17 protein-coding genes and 1 pseudogene are annotated in these 19,061 nt (G+C 63.9%); 14 read left to right on the top strand and 4 right to left on the bottom strand.

Features of this window, described 5'->3' with window-relative positions:
* The first annotated feature begins 287 nt into the window (after positions 1 to 287).
* The gene (locus ACEN88_RS07700) at positions 288 to 2,000 is read left to right on the top strand and encodes a hypothetical protein (protein WP_413338457.1); all 1,713 of its coding nucleotides are present in this window, start codon (positions 288 to 290) and stop codon (positions 1,998 to 2,000) included.
* A 284-nt stretch (positions 2,001 to 2,284) separates the two neighbouring features.
* Here ACEN88_RS07700 and ACEN88_RS07695 read toward each other — a convergent pair whose 3' ends face one another.
* A complete protein-coding gene (locus ACEN88_RS07695) occupies positions 2,285 to 2,863 on the bottom strand; it encodes a superoxide dismutase (protein ID WP_413338455.1) in 579 nt (192 codons plus the stop codon).
* Positions 2,864 to 3,089: 226 nt separating this feature from the next.
* Positions 3,090 to 4,029: pseudogene (locus ACEN88_RS07690) on the bottom strand (exodeoxyribonuclease VII large subunit).
* A gap of 1,186 nt (positions 4,030 to 5,215) precedes the next feature.
* On the opposite strand from ACEN88_RS07690, the gene ACEN88_RS07685 reads away from it, so the two are divergent.
* The 7 genes from ACEN88_RS07685 (at position 5,216) to ACEN88_RS07655 (ending at position 11,573) form a co-directional block, all read left to right on the top strand.
* The gene (locus ACEN88_RS07685) at positions 5,216 to 5,821 is read left to right on the top strand and encodes a MotA/TolQ/ExbB proton channel family protein (protein ID WP_056127000.1); all 606 of its coding nucleotides are present in this window, start codon (positions 5,216 to 5,218) and stop codon (positions 5,819 to 5,821) included.
* The gene (locus tag ACEN88_RS07680) at positions 5,821 to 6,273 is read left to right on the top strand and encodes an ExbD/TolR family protein (protein ID WP_056128306.1); all 453 of its coding nucleotides are present in this window, start codon (positions 5,821 to 5,823) and stop codon (positions 6,271 to 6,273) included. The genes ACEN88_RS07685 and ACEN88_RS07680 overlap by 1 nt, the downstream gene beginning before the upstream one ends.
* A gap of 108 nt (positions 6,274 to 6,381) precedes the next feature.
* The gene (lpxK, locus tag ACEN88_RS07675; protein ID WP_413338453.1) at positions 6,382 to 7,410 is read left to right on the top strand and encodes a tetraacyldisaccharide 4'-kinase; all 1,029 of its coding nucleotides are present in this window, start codon (positions 6,382 to 6,384) and stop codon (positions 7,408 to 7,410) included.
* Positions 7,391 to 7,564, top strand: a complete 174-nt coding sequence (locus ACEN88_RS07670; protein WP_081984107.1) for a Trm112 family protein — start codon at positions 7,391 to 7,393, stop codon at positions 7,562 to 7,564. Before lpxK ends, ACEN88_RS07670 begins: the two co-directional genes overlap by 20 nt.
* 16 nt (positions 7,565 to 7,580) lie before the next feature.
* The gene (kdsB, locus tag ACEN88_RS07665; protein ID WP_160408331.1) at positions 7,581 to 8,333 is read left to right on the top strand and encodes a 3-deoxy-manno-octulosonate cytidylyltransferase; all 753 of its coding nucleotides are present in this window, start codon (positions 7,581 to 7,583) and stop codon (positions 8,331 to 8,333) included.
* 193 nt (positions 8,334 to 8,526) lie between these two features.
* Positions 8,527 to 9,183: an adenylate kinase gene (gene adk, locus ACEN88_RS07660; RefSeq protein WP_160408333.1), complete on the top strand. Its 657-nt coding sequence runs from the start codon at positions 8,527 to 8,529 to the stop codon at positions 9,181 to 9,183.
* Positions 9,184 to 9,386: 203 nt separating this feature from the next.
* On the top strand, positions 9,387 to 11,573 hold the full coding sequence (locus ACEN88_RS07655; protein ID WP_413338450.1) for a sodium-translocating pyrophosphatase: 2,187 nt from the start codon (positions 9,387 to 9,389) through the stop codon (positions 11,571 to 11,573).
* Here ACEN88_RS07655 and ACEN88_RS07650 read toward each other — a convergent pair.
* Positions 11,510 to 12,034 (bottom strand): DsbA family protein, encoded by a 525-nt coding sequence (locus ACEN88_RS07650; protein WP_413338448.1) that lies wholly within the window; start codon positions 12,032 to 12,034, stop codon positions 11,510 to 11,512. The genes ACEN88_RS07655 and ACEN88_RS07650 overlap by 64 nt on opposite strands.
* A 198-nt stretch (positions 12,035 to 12,232) precedes the next feature.
* Between ACEN88_RS07650 and ACEN88_RS07645 the strand changes: the two genes are divergently transcribed.
* A complete protein-coding gene (locus tag ACEN88_RS07645) occupies positions 12,233 to 12,430 on the top strand; it encodes a hypothetical protein (protein WP_413338446.1) in 198 nt (65 codons plus the stop codon).
* A gap of 50 nt (positions 12,431 to 12,480) precedes the next feature.
* Here ACEN88_RS07645 and ACEN88_RS07640 read toward each other — a convergent pair whose 3' ends face one another.
* Positions 12,481 to 13,779 carry an acetyl-CoA hydrolase/transferase family protein gene (locus ACEN88_RS07640; protein WP_413338445.1) on the bottom strand — a complete coding sequence of 433 codons (1,299 nt, stop codon included), beginning with the start codon at positions 13,777 to 13,779 and terminating at the stop codon, positions 12,481 to 12,483.
* A gap of 158 nt (positions 13,780 to 13,937) precedes the next feature.
* Between ACEN88_RS07640 and ACEN88_RS07635 the strand changes: the two genes are divergently transcribed.
* From ACEN88_RS07635 to ACEN88_RS07615, 5 genes are all read left to right on the top strand, one after another.
* Entirely contained in the window at positions 13,938 to 14,549 is a 612-nt protein-coding gene (locus ACEN88_RS07635) for a hypothetical protein (protein ID WP_413338443.1), read from the top strand.
* A gap of 83 nt (positions 14,550 to 14,632) precedes the next feature.
* Positions 14,633 to 15,397, top strand: a complete 765-nt coding sequence (locus ACEN88_RS07630; protein ID WP_413338441.1) for a 3-hydroxyacyl-CoA dehydrogenase — start codon at positions 14,633 to 14,635, stop codon at positions 15,395 to 15,397.
* A gap of 52 nt (positions 15,398 to 15,449) precedes the next feature.
* Positions 15,450 to 17,258 (top strand): gamma-glutamyltransferase, encoded by a 1,809-nt coding sequence (gene ggt, locus ACEN88_RS07625; protein WP_413338439.1) that lies wholly within the window; start codon positions 15,450 to 15,452, stop codon positions 17,256 to 17,258.
* Between the two features lie 95 nt (positions 17,259 to 17,353).
* A complete protein-coding gene (locus tag ACEN88_RS07620; RefSeq protein ID WP_413338437.1) occupies positions 17,354 to 18,499 on the top strand; it encodes a patatin-like phospholipase family protein in 1,146 nt (381 codons plus the stop codon).
* Positions 18,496 to 19,061 (top strand): two-component regulator propeller domain-containing protein (locus tag ACEN88_RS07615; RefSeq protein ID WP_413338435.1); only part of this gene is annotated, 566 nt, incomplete at its 3' end. The genes ACEN88_RS07620 and ACEN88_RS07615, both read left to right, overlap by 4 nt.

Raw genomic sequence — 19,061 nt, 5'->3', positions numbered from 1 at the left:
AAGACTGCGACCTTACTGTCAACCAGCGTCAAAAATCACTTGAACTCCAGGAGGCGTCCATATAAGCACTTCCCTAGCGCGTGAGGGCACGGTCCTCGTCCTGGTCGGCCCGGGTAGTTGGTGAACGTTTTTAAACAATCTGACCGCAATTTTTACCGCCGTGATATTCGGAGAGTTTTTATTGCAACAATGACATCTACACTTCGACTCTCGTTTGTAAAATATTTATTTTGGAAAACAAGTCGCGTTTTTCATCTTGGCGCATCAGTAGCATTCCTTCTAAATCCATGACGATTTGCACAATCAACTTCATCAAGCACGTATTACGTAAATTCTTGCGGATCGATATTGCCTTTGCTGCACTCGTCGCAGGCAATGCATATGCTGTCGCGCCCGAGGCATGTGACCCGGGGCCAGTTGCGAGGGATATTCAAATCGTCATTACCAAGAGCGCGGAAGGCGCGGTGGCCAGTTATCGCTTTTCCGAACCGGTAAATTGCTTCCGGCTTGCCGATGCGGGTTCTGTGCGCAAGTTGACATGGAAAATGCTCACGGCTGGTACGCGACTCAGCGAAAACGGCAACGTCGTTTTCATGGAAAAGGCGCGAACTGGTTTTCAAGTGCTATTACAACCGTTTCAATATGACGGCCAGATCGACCGCACCTACTCGCCAGTTATCGTTTTCGGAGACGGCAGTTCCGCAGCCATATATACCGCATATCTGCTGGGAGAGAGCCAGCCCGGTAAAATGACATTCAATTACCGCGGATTTTCGCCGTTTGCCCCGGTCGGCAAGATTGGCCACCAAAGCGACGTCGCCGGCGAACATCCAGGTTATCTGATCGTCGGTTCGCCGATGCTTGTACAGCAAGGAAAGGCATCGATGATTCTGGATCGCGCTTTGCCGGTCTGGTTGAGAGCCGAGGTGACGAAACAGTTGCGCCAGGGTGTAGCGACACTGTCGTCGGTTGCCGCGCTGCCCGGCAAAATGTCGTACCTGCTGACTTACACCGATCCCCGATCTCCCGGCGCGTATTGGCGTGGCGACACGCTTCATCAATTCGTCCGTTTGAATTTTTTTGGCGAGAAATGGCAGCACGAAGATCCGGCCCTCGCAGCGGCGGCCACCCGGTTTGGCCTGCACGAACTGTTTCATCTAGTGAATGATCGGATCCGTTCCGGCCAGCCGGGTGATGGTTCGCTGTCGCTGCTTGAGGGTGGGGCTGAAGCTGCCGCCGCCACATTGATGCATCGCTCAGGCGAACTCGACGACACTGGATTCGTCGCCAACATGGATTCGGCGATCATGCGTTGCTTGGCAGTGACCGGCGATACGCTGGCGGATAAGGAAAGAAATAATACAAGGTCCACCCCCTATGCCTGCGGAGAAATGCTCCAGTATCTGGCTGCAAGCACTTTAAAAAAGAAAGTCGGTCAGGCCGATATGCTCGCAATCTGGAAAGCCTTGTTGTCACGCCAGAAAGGAGAGGCGTATGGCTGGGACGAGTTCTTCGTCGCGTTACGTCAGGAGGCCGATCCCGCTGCACTGGAGCAAATTTCGATGCTCGAAAAACTGGTAGGCGGCACTGCCTCCTGGCACGAAACGCTCGGGTTTTTCGAGGCGCGGTCCGTGCTGCGAAAACGTGACGACGCAGAATTGCGCAGGCCGGAACAATCGGCATTTTATGCCAAATTTATCTTGTGGCAAATGCTAGAGGGGCATTGCAACGGACGGTTCGGAATTAATTCCATCAACGCCGACTATATCCTGGATGCGCCACCCGAGTCCTGTTCCGGCCTGCCGGACAAGTTCCGGATAGTCGCCATGAACGGCCATCGGCTGGCAGATGAGGGATATGGCGCCTACCGCGAACAGATACGCCGATGCGCTGCGGGAGAACTGACCGAACTGAAGGACGACCAGGGAGAGATACGTACCGCCACTTGTGGCAAGGCTGTCAGGCAGCTTCAGTTATACAGTTTCGGTCGAAACCATTAAGGCCACCTCGATCCGGCGCCGCCTCGGCAGCCTGATTTTGAAAGCGCCAGGCACCTCGATCCTGGCAATTCGGCGGGCCACCCAACTGCCGCTTTAGAACGGCGCCAGGCCGCGTTCGTTCAAGAAGACGAGGCGCTTGAAGTTGTAGCTGGCTGCCCACGCACCGCTTGGCCGTCGTGCGGGCCGATTTGTGCAACAAAGCCGTTGGCTTTGCCCGCTTCCTGGCAATACGTAAATGCGAACGGCCCGCAAAGTGGGCCGTCCGGTCCAGAGTGTGTCGCGTATTACGCGAAGTTCTTGTTCACGAAGTCCCAGTTGACGACGTTCCACCATGCCTCGACGAACTTCGGACGGGCGTTGCGGTAGTCGATGTAGTAGGCGTGTTCCCAGACGTCGCAGGTCAGCAGGGCCACGTTCTCGGTGGTCAGCGGGGTGCCGGCGTTCGAGGTGTTGACGATGTCGACGGTGCCGTCCGTTTTCTTGACCAGCCAGGTCCAGCCCGAACCGAAGTTGCCGACGGCCGACTTCTGGAATTCTTCCTTGAACTTGTCGAACGAACCCCACTTGGTGTTGATCGCATCGGCGACCGGGCCGGTCGGGGCGCCGCCGCCGTTCGGGGTCATGCAGTTCCAGAAGAAGGTGTGGTTCCACACCTGGGCCGAGTTGTTGAACACGCCGCCTTGGGATTTCTTGATGATCTCTTCCAGCGACAGGTTTTCGAACTCGGTGCCCTTGATCAGGTTGTTCAGGTTCGTGACGTAAGCCTGATGGTGCTTGCCGTAGTGGTATTCCAGCGTCTCGGCCGAGATGTGCGGCTGCAGGGCGTCCTTAGCGTACGGCAGTGGGGGCAGGGTATGTTCCATGTCTTGTTCCTTAGTGTAAGTTGACGGAAGACCTCGATAAACCTACTGCGCGTTGCATTGTTGGCCCGCGATGCTCGCTGTACATCACGTACAGCTGCGCTTCTCGGCCAACACTGCTGCCGCTCGCTACGGTTTCTCGAGGTCTTGGTTTTGGTGCAATTCGGGCGCTTATTCTAAACCGGTTAGCTAAACGTTGCAGATATGACTTTGCGAATACACCAGATTGTCATTCGAGTAAGGCCTGTACGCCGGCGACACTGACCTCGGCACTGCCTTCCGCCAGGCGGATATGCAACACGTCGCGCGGCTTGATCTGGCCCGGCGCATGTAGGACTTTACCTTTCGCGTTGCTGACGATCGCATAGCCGCGCTCCAGCGTTCGCTGCGGGTTCAGCAGTTCCAGTTGCGCCGCCAGGGCGTTCAATGCCTCGCGCCGTGCGCGCAACTGGTTGCCGACGCTGGCCACGAGATGGCGCCGGTCGGATTCCAGCCGCGTGCGCAGGCCGCTCCAGTCCGGGCGATGGCGAGCCCAGCGCTGTTGCAGCTGCGCCAGCAGCACACCATGACGGTTCACCGGCGCGCGGACGGCATGCGTGAGACTGCTGGCCATGCCGAGAAGTTTCAGGCGCTGGTGCTGGATCTGGCTCGATGGGCTCAGCAGGCGGCGCGACAGGTTGTCGAGGCCCTGGCTGGCGTCGGACAGGACGCGGTCCATCGCGCGGACTGGGTCGCATCGCTGCAGGCGGACGCTTGCGCCCTTCGTCGAACAGGCCCTCGGCCCCCAGCTTTTCCTTCAGGCGCATGAATGCTTCGTACAACGCGCCCACGCCCGCGCGGCGGATCGCCTCCACGTTGATCTGGTAATCGCCGCGCGCGCCGTACAGCGTGACGAGGGCGCGCACCTCGACCTTGGCGCCTTCGCGCGGGGTGAAGCCCGCGTACTGGGCACGGCCGCGGAACATGACGGCGCGCACCTGGGCCGCGTCGTCCTTCAAGGTGAAATACCAGTGGCCGCTGGCCGCGCGCGTGAAATTCGATATCTCGCCACCGATCCAGACGAGGGGAAAGGTGCGCTCCAGCAGGCGTGCCACCTGCTGGTTGAGGGCCGTGACGGTCAGTACCGGCGGGGTGGCGTAGGCGGGATCGGCGTCTTCGGTGGGGAACATAGGGTTGGGCTCGTTTGAACTGTCCACAAAAACATGGCTGCGCGAAGTGTAAGACACATCTGCTGTAAAACAACAGGTAGTTTTTGTAAACACCTGATTTTTATAGTAAAACGATGCTGCCTGCTTTCGATGCAGCAACCAAATTACCTTACGGATCAATGGCTTGGGTGCATCTTGGGATACTTGGCCACAATCTTATCCACAGTTTATGTGTGAAAGTGGACAAGTCGGCGGTGCTTAAATATTCAGCTTGGATACATTTTCCCAAAGCAATCAAACACTTAGGGCGCTATCCGAGGCCTTGCTCACATCGTTTTCCACAGTTTATGTGAACAGCCGCCCTTCGCGGCGCGTCGCGGGACCGGTTTTCCACTGCTTAAAAAATCTGCACGGCAAAAATACTGTTTAGATTCAAGGACTTTGTTTGCGATCAAGGATCTTGCTCACAATCTTTTCCACAAAATGTGTGAAGAAGACCGGTTGCGCCTGGACGCGACGATAACCTCGTGCCTGCGCGCCGGGAATGGCCGGCCGTCGAAGCGTGTTTGCTGTGCACAAGTCGAAGGTGCCTAAAAATTGGGCTTGGCTAAGAATCATGAGAAAAATCAAATAGTTAGCAAGCGAGCGATGCGCTTGCTCACATCTTTTTCCACAGTTTGTGTGAAAAATCCTGCGGTCGGCGGTCGTGGCATGTGGACAAGCACCTGCTTAAAAAGCGAGCGAAAGTTCTTTTTGTTTAAGAATCAAAGGCTTAAGGTTCGGTTTGTGCGCTTGCGCACAATTTTGTCCACAAAAAATGTGCAGAACGGCAGGGTAGAGCTAGACCTGTAGTCAAGCACAACCGTGCCTATTTTTTGGACTCGGGAATTTCTCTGAGTAAAATCAAATACTTACCACTGAGAAAGCTGATTCCTCACAAATTTATCCACAGAAATTGTGGGCAACTACATGCGTACGAACCCTCGCAGGCCTGCCAAGTTCCTTCCGGGAAACGCACCCGGCCCTGCCAAGTTTTTACGCACGGAAAAATATCCCTTAAGAATCAAGCCACTTAGCGTCACTGGACGGTCTTGCGCACACTTTTATCCACAGAAAGTGTGCAGAACTCTACTTGCCGCAATCCGGGCAACACGTTACATTGCGCAACTAACTTGTTTCATTGTTTTTTACTTATCCAGGAGTTCCCTTGCTCGCCATTCTTCAAGCCGCCGGCTGGCCCATCTGGCTGTTGCTGATCGCCTCGATCATTGCCCTGGCCCTGATCATCGAGCGCCTGATCTACCTGCGCCGCGAAAAGATCCTGCCGCGCCAGCTGCTCGATGAAGTCATCCAGGTCTATCGCAGCGGCAAGGTCACTCCGGATATCGTCGACAAGCTGCAAACGAATTCCCCGCTCGGCACGGTGCTGGCCGCCGCGCTGCGCAATGTCGACGCGCCGCGCGACGTGATGAAGGAATCGATCGAGGAAGCGGGCAGGGGCGTCGCCCACGTGCTGGAACGCTTCCTGACGACGCTCGGCACGATCGCGTCGCTGGCACCACTGATGGGCCTGTTCGGCACCGTGGTCGGCATGATCGAGATCTTCGGCGCGCAGAATGCGAGCGGCACGAATCCCGCCCAGCTGGCGCACGGTATCTCGGTGGCGCTGTACAACACGGGGTTCGGCCTGGCGATCGCGATGCCGGCCCTCGTGTTCTACCGCCACTTCCGCGCGCTGGTCGACAGCTTCATCATCGACATGGAACTGCAGGCCGTGAAATTCGTCGACGTCGTCCACGGTGCACGCAAATGATCGACTTCCGCCGCGGCCGCAAACGCGAGGATCCGGAAATCAACCTGATCCCGTTCATCGACGTGCTGCTGGTCGTGCTGATCTTCCTGATGGTGACGACCACATACAGCAAGTTCACCGAACTGCAGATCACCTTGCCGACGGCCGATGCCGAGAAGGCGATCGAGAAGCCGTTCGAGATCAACGTCACGGTCGATGCCAAGGGTAATTACACGGTGAACAACGTGCCGGTCGCGTTCCACGGCGTGGCGAGCCTTGCCGACGACCTGAAACGCGCGGCCAGCACCGGCCCGAACGGCCAGCCGCTGGCGGCGCCCGTGAAGGATCCCGTCATCATCGTCAACGCCGACCAGTTCGCGATGCACCAGATGGTCATCAACGTGCTGGAAGCGGCGCGCATGGCGGGGTACGACAAGCTGACGTTTGCGGCGCAGACGGGCGGGCAGAAGTAAGCAGAAAGCAGCGTCGCCCCCGCGCAGGCGGGGGCCTAATTTTGCCGGCGTATCGACAGCGCATGCAGAACTTGGGTCCCCGCCTTCGCGGGCACGACGGATCATCATATGGCATCTTCCCTCCAATCCACACTCCCCCGCGCCTGGCGCCGGCGCGGGCCCCTCGCCGTGGCCCTGTGGCCGCTGTCCCTGCTGTTCCGCCTGCTCACCGCGCTGCGCGTCGCCCTGTACCGCGCCGGCGTGCTGAAGGCCGGACGCCTGCCCGTGCCCGTCATCGTCGTCGGCAATATCTTCATCGGCGGCACGGGCAAGACCCCGCTGACGATCTGGCTGGCGCAGCAACTGCGCGCGGCCGGTATGCGGCCCGGGGTGATCTCGCGCGGCCACGGCGGAGCCGAAGAGGCACCCCGTGAAGTGCTGGCGGCGTCGCGTGCGCAGGATGTCGGCGACGAGCCCCTGCTGATCGCGGCTCGTGCCGGCTGCCCGGTCGTCGTCGGCCGCAAGCGCGTGGAAGCGGGGCGCCATCTGCTGGACCTGCACCCCGACGTGGACGTGCTGATCACCGACGACGGCCTGCAGCATTACGCCCTCGCACGCGACGTGGAAATCATCCTGTTCGACGGCCGCGGCACCGGCAACGGCTGGACCCTGCCGGCCGGCCCGCTGCGCGAACGGCCGTCGCGCCGGCGCGATGTCACGGTCGTCAACGCGCCTGAGATCACGCCGGCGCTGGCCGCCGCGGTGGGCGGCGATCCCTGGCAGATGCGCCTCGCGGGCGACCATGCCGAGCGCCTGATGGATGCGGACGAGCGCGTGCCGTTGTCCGCCCTCCGGGGCAAACGTGTGCTGGCGGCGGCCGGCATCGGCAATCCGGGGCGCTTTTTCGCGCTGCTGCGCGCCGCCGGCCTGGACGTCGCCGAGCTGCCGCTGCCCGACCATCACGACTTCCTCGACGACCCGTTCCGCGCCGTCGACGCCGACGTCATCCTGGTGACGGAGAAGGATGCAGTAAAATGTCGGCAACTTGAAACAATCAACAACGACCCGCGCGTGTGGGTCGTGCCGGTCGGCGCGCAGATCGATGCCGCGCTGGCTGCCCAAATCGTGGAGAAATGTCGTGGACGCCCGACTGCTTGATATCCTGGTCTGCCCGCTGTGCAAGGGACCGCTCGAATATGACAAGAAAGCGCAGGAACTGATCTGCCGCCCGGACCGCCTCGCGTATCCGATCCGCGACGGCATTCCGATCATGTGGGCCGAAGAGGCGCGCAAGGTCGAGCCCGCGCTTTGACGCATTGGCTATTCCCGTGAGTTTCGTTGTCATCATCCCGGCACGCCTGGCGTCGACGCGGCTGCCGAACAAGCCGCTCGCGGACCTGGGCGGCAAGCCGATGGTCGTGCGCGTGGCCGAACGCGCGCAGCAATCGGGCGCGTCCCGCATCATCGTCGCCACCGACCACGCCGACATCGCCGCCGCCTGCGCCGCGCATGGCGTGGAAGCCTGCATGACGCGTTCGGATCACCCATCCGGCACGGACCGCATCGCGGAAGTGGCGCACCAGCTCGGCCTCGCGCCGGATGCCGTCGTCGTCAACCTGCAGGGCGACGAACCGCTGATCGACCCCGCGCTGCTGGCCGCCTGCGCCGCGCGCATCGAAGCAAGCGTGCCGATGGCCACCTGCGCCCATCCGCTCTCCGACGTCGCCGACGCCTTCAACCCGAACGTGGTGAAGGTCGTGCTGGACAAGCTCGGGCGCGCGCTGTACTTCTCGCGGGCCACGATCCCCTGGCACCGCGACGGCTTTGCTGCCACCCGCGAGCAACTGCCTGCTGGTTACGTACCCCTGCGCCACATCGGCCTGTACGCGTACAGCAATGCGTTCCTGCAACGCTACCCACAGCTGGAACCGTCGCCGCTCGAATCCATCGAAGCCCTGGAACAATTGCGCGTGCTTTGGCACGGCGTGCCGATCGCCGTGCACGTGACGGCCGAGGCGCCCCATGCGGGCGTCGACACGCCGGCCGACCTGGAGCGCGTGCGACTTTTCTACACGTCTTGATCCGCGTAGAAACTACTCTTCAGGCTGCTTGCGCCAGGTCAAACGGCTGAGAGATCGGCCGCCGTCAGTGGCGTTTGATGCTGCTTTTGTGGTAAGTTTCGTATCAGCTAGTCAGACATGCATCAATGCGGTTATCTGTTCCCGACTATAACCGCCTCTACAAGAATTATTAAATACCTTTAGGAATCCCTTCATGCGTCTCATTTTGTTAGGAGCCCCCGGCGCCGGTAAAGGCACCCAGGCGAACTTCATCAAAGAAAAATACAACATCCCCCAAATCTCTACCGGCGACATGCTGCGTGCGGCCATCAAGGCCGGCACCGAGCTGGGCCTGGCTGCGAAAAAAGTGATGGATGCGGGCCAGCTGGTGTCGGACGACATCATCATCGGCCTGGTGAAGGAGCGCCTGAAGGAATCCGACTGCGCCAACGGCTACCTGTTCGACGGCTTCCCGCGCACGATCGCGCAGGCCGACGCCATGAAGGACAGCGGTGTGAAGATCGACTACGTGCTGGAAATCGACGTGCCCGACGAACTGATCGTCGAACGCATGAGCGGTCGCCGCAGCCACCCGGCATCGGGCCGCGTCTACCACGTGAAGTTCAACCCGCCGAAGGTCGAAGGCAAGGATGACGTGACGGGCGAACCGCTGGTCCAGCGCGACGACGACACGGAAGAAACGGTCAAGAAACGCCTGGCCGTGTACCACAACCAGACCGAAGTCCTGCTCGGCTATTACAACAAGTGGGCGGAATCGGGCCTGCCGGGCGCGCCGAAGTACCGCAAGATCTCGGGCGTCGGCCCGGTCGAACAGGTGCGCGACGCCGCATTCGCGGCACTCGAAGGCTGAGCGCCAGGGCGGCGCAAGCCGCTCTTTTTGGCTCCGGATGACTAATGCCATCCGTCCAGGTTTTTAGATCAAAGTTTTGTCGCACGCTTGTGCGGCGAATGCAGCAAGGTTGGCCGTACCGCAGATCAGCTCAACGAAGCTCAACTAAGCGCACGCGGCCTTTCGACTCTGTGGTGGTTTGATCGAAGAACGAGGGGGACGACATGGCATCCGCGCAGCTCATCTTCGCCGTCGCGTGCGGCGTCATCGCGGTATTCTACGGATTGTGGTCGCGCAGTTGGGTCCTGCACCAGGATCCCGGCAACGGCCGCATGCAGGAAATCTCGCTGGCCATCCAGCAGGGGGCGTCGGCCTACCTGGCGCGCCAGTACCGCACCATCGGCATCGTGGGCGTCGTCCTGCTGATCGCCATCTACTTCCTGCTCGGCGCGGCCACCGCGGGCGGCTTTCTGGCCGGCGCGGTGCTGTCCGGGGCCTGCGGCTTCATCGGCATGAACGTGTCCGTCCGCGCCAACGTGCGCACGGCGCAGGCGGCTGCGACCGGGCTCGACCAGGCGCTGAACGTCGCCTTCCGCGGCGGCGCCATCACGGGCATGCTCGTGGTCGGGCTGGGCCTGCTGGGTGTGGCGCTGTTCTATTGGATCCTGATGCTGCGCGCCGACGCTGCCCTCACGCAGCATGAGGTCATCCAGCCGCTCGTGGGCCTCGCATTCGGCGCGTCGCTCATTTCGATTTTCGCGCGCCTGGGCGGCGGCATTTTTACGAAGGGCGCGGACGTCGGCGCCGACCTCGTCGGCAAGGTCGAGGCCGGCATTCCCGAGGACGATCCGCGCAATCCCGCCGTCATCGCCGACAACGTGGGCGACAACGTCGGCGATTGCGCCGGCATGGCGGCCGACCTGTTCGAAACGTACGTCGTCACCCTGATCGCCACGATGCTGCTCGGTGCGCTGGTGATCCCCGGGATGGGCGGCACCGGCACCGTGTATCCGCTGCTGCTGGGCGGGATCTCCATCCTGGCGTCCATCGTCGGCTGCTCGCTCGTGAAGAACCATCCGGGCCACAAGATCATGTACGCGCTGTACACGGGGCTGTGGTGGTCGGCCGCGCTGTCGCTGATCGGGTTCGCCGTCGTCACGTGGCTCGTGTGGCCGGACGACGCGATGCGCTGGCGCATGCTGGGCTGCGCCACGGTCGGCATCGCGCTCACGGGCCTGATGGTCTACATCACCGAGTACTACACGGCCACGGAGTTCGCCCCCGTGCGGCACATCGCGGAAGCGTCGACGACGGGCCACGGCACCAACATCATCGCGGGGCTGGGCGTGTCGATGAAGTCCACCGCGTATCCCGTGCTCGTCGTGTGCATCGCCATCCTCGTCGCGTTCCAGCTGGGCGGCCTGTACGGCATCGCGATCGCGGCCACCGCCATGCTGTCGATGGCCGGCATCATCGTCGCGCTGGATGCCTACGGCCCGATCACCGACAACGCCGGCGGCATCGCCGAGATGAGCGGCATGCCGGACCAGGTGCGCGCCGTCACCGACCCGCTGGACGCCGTCGGCAACACGACGAAGGCCGTCACCAAGGGGTACGCCATCGGCTCCGCGGGGCTGGCCGCCCTCGTGCTGTTCGCCGACTACACGCATGCGCTGGAGGCGCACGGCACACATATCGCGTTCGAGCTGTCGAATCCGATGGTGATCGTGGGCCTGTTCATCGGCGGCCTCGTGCCCTATCTGTTCGGCGCGCTGGCGATGGAAGCGGTGGGGCGGGCGGCGGGCGCCGTCGTGATCGAGGTGCGGCGCCAGTTCCGCGACATCGTCGGCATCATGACGGGCGCCGGCAAGCCGGAATACGACAAGGCCGTCGACATGCTGACGGCGTCCGCGATCCGCGAAATGGTGCTGCCGTCCCTGCTGCCCGTGATCGTGCCGATCCTCGTCGGCATGCTGCTGGGGCCCGCGGCGCTGGGCGGCATGCTGATGGGGACGATCGTGACCGGACTCTTCGTCGCGATCTCGATGACGACGGGTGGCGGTGCCTGGGACAACGCCAAGAAATATATCGAGGACAATCACTACGGCGGGAAGGGCTCCGATGCGCACAAGGCGGCCGTCACGGGCGACACGGTGGGCGATCCGTACAAGGACACGGCCGGGCCGGCCGTGAATCCGCTCATCAAGATCATCAACATCGTGGCGCTGCTGCTTGTCCCGTTGCTGCCGGCCGGCGGCTGGCTGGCCGTGACGGAACCGCAGGCGCTGTACGGCAAACCCGCTGCGACCGCGCAGGCACCCGCAGGGGCAGCCTCGAAAGCAGCGGTTCAGCGCCCGAGCGCCTCGCTGAGCGCACTTTCCAGCGATGCGCGGTCCGAATCGCCGCGGTAGCGCACGCCGTTGATGTAGAAGGTCGGGGTGCCGGTCGCGCCGTCGTGCTGGGCGCGTTCGGCATCCGCCTGCACGCGTGCGCGGTGGCGGCGTTCCAGGACCTCGGTGCGGAAGCGCTCGATGTCGAGATCGAGGCTCTCCGCCAGCACGGCGAGATCCTGCTTGTCGAACACCTGGCGCTGCTGTTCGTACAGCGCGTCGTGCATGTCCCAGAACCGGTCCTGGCCGCCGGCGGCCTCGGCCGCTTCCGCCGCCAGCTCGGCGAGCGGGTGCAGGTGCGCCAGCGGCAGGTGACGGTAGACCAGGCGGATGCCGCCGAACCGCTCGTCCAGGTCGCGCAGCGCGAAGTGGGCGCGCGCGCTGTACGGGCACTGGAAGTCCGCATATTCGATCACCGTCAGCGCCGCATCCGCCGGGCCGCGCACGTGTTCGTCGTTGCCGATCTCGTCAACTCGTTTCATTCATGTCTCCTGGTCGCGTCGAGGCGCCATCATGACACGGCATGGGGGATTGTGTAGTAAATTTTCACCCGGAAAGAAGATAGGTGTAAAAACAAAACAGATGGCGACGAGTTAGCCTCCGTTGCGGTACAGTAGCGTCATCAGCGGTTTTGTTTATTGAACAAGCCGCGCCAGCTTACTAACCAAATGGAGAAAACCATGACGACCAATCTGCGAGGAAAGGGCGTAACCGACGCCCTCGGCCTTGAGCCCACCGACGCACCGCGCCAGGACAGCATGCAGCAGGCCGACGTTGCCGAACGCGCCGAACTGCAGCGTGCGCTGCTGGTCTACGGCATGGCCGGCGCGCTCGGCGCCGGGCAGGCCCGCGGCGCCATCGGCGAACTGCCCAACTGACCGGTAACGCCGGTCACACGAACGGGACCCGCGCGGTCCCGTTTTTCATTTCAGAACACGCACATGCGGTCCGCTTCCTCGCGCAGCCACGGCCGGAAGTCCGGATGCGCGATCCCGATCAGCGCCTGCGCGCGCTGCTTCGCCGACTTGCCGCGCAATTGCGCCACGCCCCATTCCGTGACGACATAGTTGACGTCGTTCTTGCTGGTGGTGGCGTGCGTGCCGGGCGACAGGGTCGGCACGATGCGCGAGACTGTGCCGTCCTTCGCCGTGGACGGCAGCACGATGAACGACTTGCCGCCGCGCGAACGGTTCGCGGCACGCACGAAATCGACCTGGCCGCCCGTGCCGGAATAGGGCAGGTGCCCGATGCTTTCGCTGCCGCACTGGCCGAGCAGGTCGACCTGCAGGCTGGCGTTGATCGACACGAGCTTGTCGTTCTGCCCGGCGATGTACGGGTCGTTCGTGAAGTTCGACGGATGCATCTCCAGCATCGGATTGTGGTGCATGAATTCGTACAGGCGGCGCGAGCCGAGCGCGAACGTCGCCACCATCTTGCCCGGCAACAGGGTCTTGCGGCGGTTGTTGACGGCGCCCGCTTCCACGAGTCGTAAAATGCCGTCGCCGATCATCTCCGTGTGGATGCCGAGGTCGCGCTTGTCCGTCAACTGCATGACGACGGCGTCCGGAATGCCGCCGTAGCCGATCTGCAGGGTGGAACCGTCCTCGATGTGCTCGGCCACGAGACGGCCGATCGCTTCCTGCACGGGGCCGATGTGGGGCAGGCCCACTTCCATGATCGGGTCTTCGCTTTCGACCAGCGCCGTCACCTTCGAGATGTGCACGTGGCACTGGCCGTGCGTGAACGGGACGTGCGGATTCACTTCCAGCACGACGGCGCGCGCCTTGGCGGCGGCCGCCATCGTGTAATCCGTGCCGAGACTGAGGGCGAAGTGGCCGGATGCGCTCATCGGCGACGCCATCGCGAACACGACGTCGGACGGCATCAGGCCCCGTTCGATCAGCATCGGGATCTCGGAAAAATAATTCGGGATGAAGTCGCACCAGCCGCCCTGGCCGCCCGCGCGCGACGCGCCGCCGAAGAACAGCGCCGCGTGGCGCACGTGCGGCCCGCATTCGGGCGCGAAGTAGCCGTATTTGCGCATCGCGAGGATCTGCGCCACCTGGACGTCGTGGAAGCCACGGCATTCCTGCGACAGCGCGTGCAGCAGGGTGGGCGGTTCGCCGACACCGGTCGGGACGACGATCATGTCGCCGTCACGGACGTGGTTGAGGGCATCGAAGGCACTGCCGCGTTTGGCGCGATACATCTCCTGCAGGGTCTGCATGGTCGTCTCCTGTGTCGTTTTTGTTTGAAAAACATGCATCGTGGCAGCTTGACAGCGTGGCGCAGGAAACTGACGCTCACCTGACACACATCCGACGCACAGCAGCGCGCCGGCAAGGCGCCGTGCGGCCGATAATGGAACGCGAGGAGCGACCCATCATGGAATCGAAACGATATGTACTGACTGCATGCATGCTGCTGGCGTGGTCGTGCATGGCGCAGGCGCAGAACCAGGTCCAGCGTACGGAGCAGGCCAACCGCGACGCCGCCGTGGCCGATGAAGCGACCACGGCCAAGCCGGCGCGCACGCCGCCGCCGGCGCCGCTGAGCTATGGCCCCGTGCTGAATCCGCGCGCGCAGCAGGGCGCCGACGCCGTCCGCAAGGACCCGGCCGAGGTGCACGACGAAGCGGATACGTTGACGCGCCAGGCCTCACCGCCCGAGAAGTCCGAGAAGAAACCGAGCGACAAGCAGATTGAGGAATTGCGCCGCCGCGCCGCACGCCGCCATCCGGCGTGGCAGGGAGAAGGGGCGATGGCGCCGCGGCCGTTGCGGTCCGGCGCGACACCGCCCGCGACGGCCGCCGTCCCGATTCCTCCTCCCGCAACGGCGCCTCAGCCCACCGTGCCCAGCACCAGTGTCATCCGCGGCTGCCAGGGCATCGTTTGCACGGATGGGGCCGGCAATACCTTCAACGCGGGCGGCAATGCCGGCGTCAGCAGCACGGGCCGCGCATGTGCGCGGAACGGGACCACCGTCACATGTTTTTGACGTTTTGGCCAACCCTCGCTAGAATCCGCTAATTGACGTTTACGTAAACGGAAAACAAGCGGAAGATAACGAAAGGGAGACAGATGCAAATCCAGAATAACGTGTTCATCGTGACGGGCGGCGCCTCGGGCCTGGGCGCGGCCACCGCGCGCACCATCGTCGAGGCGGGCGGCAAGGTCGTGCTGGCCGACGTGCAGCAGGAAGCCGGCGCGGCGCTGGCGGCCGAAATGGGCGCCGCGGCACGGTTCGTGAAATGCGACGTGACGTCGGAAGCGGACGGCCAGGCCGTCGTGGCGGCGGCGCTCGAACTGGGCAGCCTGCGCGGCCTCGTCAACTGCGCCGGCGTCGCGCCGGCCATCAAGACGGTCGGCAAGGACGGCCCGCATCCGCTGGACGCGTTCCAGCGCGCCATCAACATCAACCTCGTCGGCACCTTCAACATGTGCCGCCTGGCGGCCGATGCGATGGGCAAGGAAGAGGGGCTGGAACACGGCGAGCGCGGCGTGATCGTCAACACGGCGTCCGTCGCCGCGTTCGACGGCCAGATCGGCCAGGCGGCATACGGCGCATCGAAGGCGGGTGTGGCCGGCATGACCTTGCCGATGGCGCGCGACCTGTCGCGCAGCGGCATCCGCGTGATGACGATCGCACCGGGCATCTTCGAGACGCCGATGCTGATGGGCATGCCGCAGGAAGTGCGCGATTCGCTGGGCAAGATGGTCCCGTTCCCGCCGCGCCTCGGCATGCCGCGCGAGTACGCGCACCTGGCGAAGACCATCATCGAGAACGTCATGCTGAATGGCGAGACGATCCGCCTGGACGGCGCCATCCGCATGCAGCCGAAGTGAGCCCTTGAGCGATTTCGGGTACGATGCCCTCTGGTATTCCCGGAGAAATCGTATGACGAAGAAGTTGCTCGCCCCGAAGTTAATAGCTCTCCTTCTGGGCGGTGTGTTGACCGCCGCCCTGAACCCCGTCGCTGCATTCGCCCAGGATGCTTCGGCGCTGCAGCAGTCCCCCGAGGCCGCCAGCGGCTATACCGAGAAGGCCGGCTGGACCGCCCGCAAGTACATGGTGGCGGCGGCGAATCCGCTGGCCGTCGAAGCGGGCTACGAGATGCTGAAACAGGGCGGCACGGCGATCGACGCCGCCATCGCGACGCAGCTGGTGCTCACGCTCGTCGAGCCGCAATCGTCCGGCATCGGCGGCGGCGCGTTCCTGATGTATTACGACGGCAAGAAGGTGCAGGCGTTCGACGGCCGCGAGACGGCGCCGTCGAAGGCGGACGAGCATCTGTTCCAGCATGCGGACGGTACGCCGATGTCGCGGGCCGAAGGCATCGTGGGCGGCCGTTCGACGGGTGCGCCGGGCGTGCTGCGCATGCTGGCGCTGGCCCATCGCCAGCACGGCAAGCTGGCGTGGAAGACGCTGTTCCAGCCCGCGATCCGCCTGTCCGAGCAAGGCTTCGCGGTGAGCCCGCGCCTGAACAGCCTGCTGGCCGAGGACCGCTATCTGCGCAAGGACCCGACCGCGCGCGCCTACTTCTATGCGCCGGACGGCAAGCCCTGGCCCGTCGGCCACGTGCTGAAGAATCCCGAGCTGGCGCGCACCCTGCGCGAACTGGCCGCCGGCGGCGCCGAGGTGTTTTATACGGGGCGCATCGCGCGCGACATCGAGGCGAAGGTCAAGAGCCACCCGACCAATCCCGGCCTGCTGACCGCGGCCGACATCGCCGCGTATCAGCCCAAGCTGCGCGAGCCGGTCTGCAACGACTACCGCGCGTACACGGTGTGCGGCATGCCGCCGCCGTCGTCGGGCGGGATCGCCGTCGCGCAGATGCTCGGCATGTTCGAGACGCGCGACATGAAGGCGCTGGCGCCCGCGAACGGCATCCCGGGCGCGGACGCCGTGCACGTGTTCTCGGAAGTGGGCCGCCTCGCGTATGCGGATCGCGACCGCTACGCCGCCGACACGGATTTCGTCCCGCTGCCGGGCCGCGGCATCCCCGCGCTGCTGGACAAGGGCTATCTGTCGCAGCGCGCGAGCCTCGTCAAGCAGCGGTCGATGGGCAAGGCGCAAGCCGGCCATCCGCCGGGCGTGGAGACGGCGTGGCACTGGGGCCTGGACAATTCGATCGAGGCGCATTCGACGTCGCACATCGTCGCCGTCGATTCGTATGGCGCGGGCCTGTCGATGACGACGAGCGTCGAGGACGCGTTCGGCTCGCGCCAGATGGTCGACGGCTTCATCCTCAACAACCAGCTCACCGATTTCTCGTTCGATTCGCGCGACGCGAACGGGCCGATCGCCAACCGCGTGCAGCCGGGCAAGCGCCCGCGCAGCGCGATGAGCCCCACGATCGTGTTCGACAAGAAGACGGGCAGATTCGTCGAAGCGGTCGGTTCGCCGGGCGGTCCGCTGATCATCAATTACGTGGCCAAGGTCCTCGTCGGCACGCTCGACTGGGGCCTCGACATGCAGCAGGCGATCTCGCTGCCGAACTTCGGCAGCCGCAACGGCCCGACCGAGCTGGAGGCCGGGCGCTTCCCGCTGTCCGAGGTGAAGGCCCTTCAAGCGCGCGGCCATGACGTGCGCGTGTTCGAGCAGACGTCCGGCCTGCAGGGCATTGCACGCATGGAGATCCACGGCGTGCCCTTGTGGTTCGGCGGTGCCGATCCGCGCAGGGAAGGTGTTGCAAAAGGTGACTAAAAGTCGCTTTAATTGTTGGTTGAGAAACAATTATTCCCCTCAAGATCGGCAGAGTTTGCTAATCTTGCTCCGTGGATATTGAATGTAAAACGGGTTTGATCCTCAGCGGTGGCGGCGCGCGTGCGGCCTACCAGGCGGGGGTCCTGCAGGCGATCTCCCGCATCCTGGGGGAGGCGGGTTGGCCCGCTGCGCGCAATCCGTTCGAGATCATCTGCGGCACGTCCGCCGGCGCACTCAACGCGGCCGGCCTGGCCTGCCGCGCCGACGACTTCGGCGACGCCGTCGACCAGTTGGCGGACGTGTGGGAGGGCATCGATGTCACGCAGGTCTACCGCGCCGATTCGCTGGGCGTGCTGCGCTCCGGCGCGCGCTGGCTGTCGCTGCTGTCGTTCGGCTGGATGCTGCGCCAGTGGCACGCGGCGCCGCCGACGTCGCTGCTCGACAACACGCCGCTCGTGGGCCTGCTGCACCGCATGCTCGACCTGCCGCGCCTGGACGCGGCGCTGGCCAGCGGCTGCCTGGACGCCCTCGCGGTCACCGCATCGTCGTACAGCGGCGGCCAGCACGTCACGTTCTACCAGAGCGAACGCGAGATCGCACCGTGGAAGCGGCACCAGCGCCTCGCCCTGCAGGGACAGATCGGCGTCGAGCACCTGCTCGCGTCGAGCGCCTTGCCGTTCATCTTCCCGGCCGTGCCGTTGTACTTCGACGGCCACCTGGAATACTGCGGCGACGGTTCGATGCGCCAGCTGGCGCCGATCGCGCCCGCGATCCACCTGGGCGCGCGCCGCGTGCTCGTCGTGGGGGCGGGGCGCATGAACGAGACCGTGAACCACCTGCCGGTGCACGTGCGCTATCCGAGCCTGGCGCAGATCGCCGGCCACGCGCTGTCGTCGATCTTCCTGGACGGCCTCGCGATGGATATCGAGCGCCTGCAGCGCGTCAACGAGACGCTGTCCATGCTGCCGGAGGAGGCGCTGGCGAAGACGCCGCTGCGCCGCATCGACCTGCTCGCGATCGTGCCGTCGGAACGCCTGGACGACATCGCGGCGCGCCACGCGGTCAACCTGCCGGGGCCCGTGCGCACGCTGCTGGGCGGGATCGGGGCGATCGAGGCGCGCGGCGCCTCGCTGGCGTCCTATTTGCTGTTCGAAGGCGGCTATACGCGCGAACTGATGGCGCTGGGCCAGCGCGACACCTATGTCCGGCGCCGCGACGTACTGGAGTTTTTCGAAGCATGAAACGATGCCTGTTCCTGGTCCTCGCGCTGTTGTGGGCCGTTGTCGCCCACGCGGCGCCGACCCCGACCCTGCGCTTCGAGCACCTGTCGGTGGACGACGGCCTCGCGCAGGAATCCGTGCTGTCCATCGTCCAGGACCCGGACGGCTTCATGTGGTTCGGCACCCAGTCCGGCCTGTCGCGCTACGACGGCTACCGCTTCACGAATTTCCGCAACGTCGTCGGCGATCCGAAGACGCTCGCCAACAACTGGGTGCGCGTGCTGTACGCCGACCGCAAGGGCCGGCTGTGGATCGGCACGGACGGCGGGCTCGATCGCTACGAACCGAAGACCGGCACGTTCAGCCATTTCGTGCCCGACGAACCGGCCAAGCGGGGCAACGGCAACCGCCACATTCGCGCCATCCTCGACGACGGCAAGGAAGGCCTGTGGCTCGCGACGGCCGACGGCCTGCAGCACTTCGACATCCCGACGGGCCGCTTCGACACGTGGCACCACGTGCCGGGCGTGCCGGACAGCCTCGCGTCGGACAAGCTGACGGCCCTCGCGCGCGGGCCGTCAGC

The sequence above is a fragment of the Massilia sp. CT11-108 genome, from assembly GCF_047302915.1.
GTDB lineage: Bacteria > Pseudomonadota > Gammaproteobacteria > Burkholderiales > Burkholderiaceae_D > Telluria > Telluria orientalis.
This window is presented reverse-complemented; position numbering and strand designations above follow the sequence as displayed.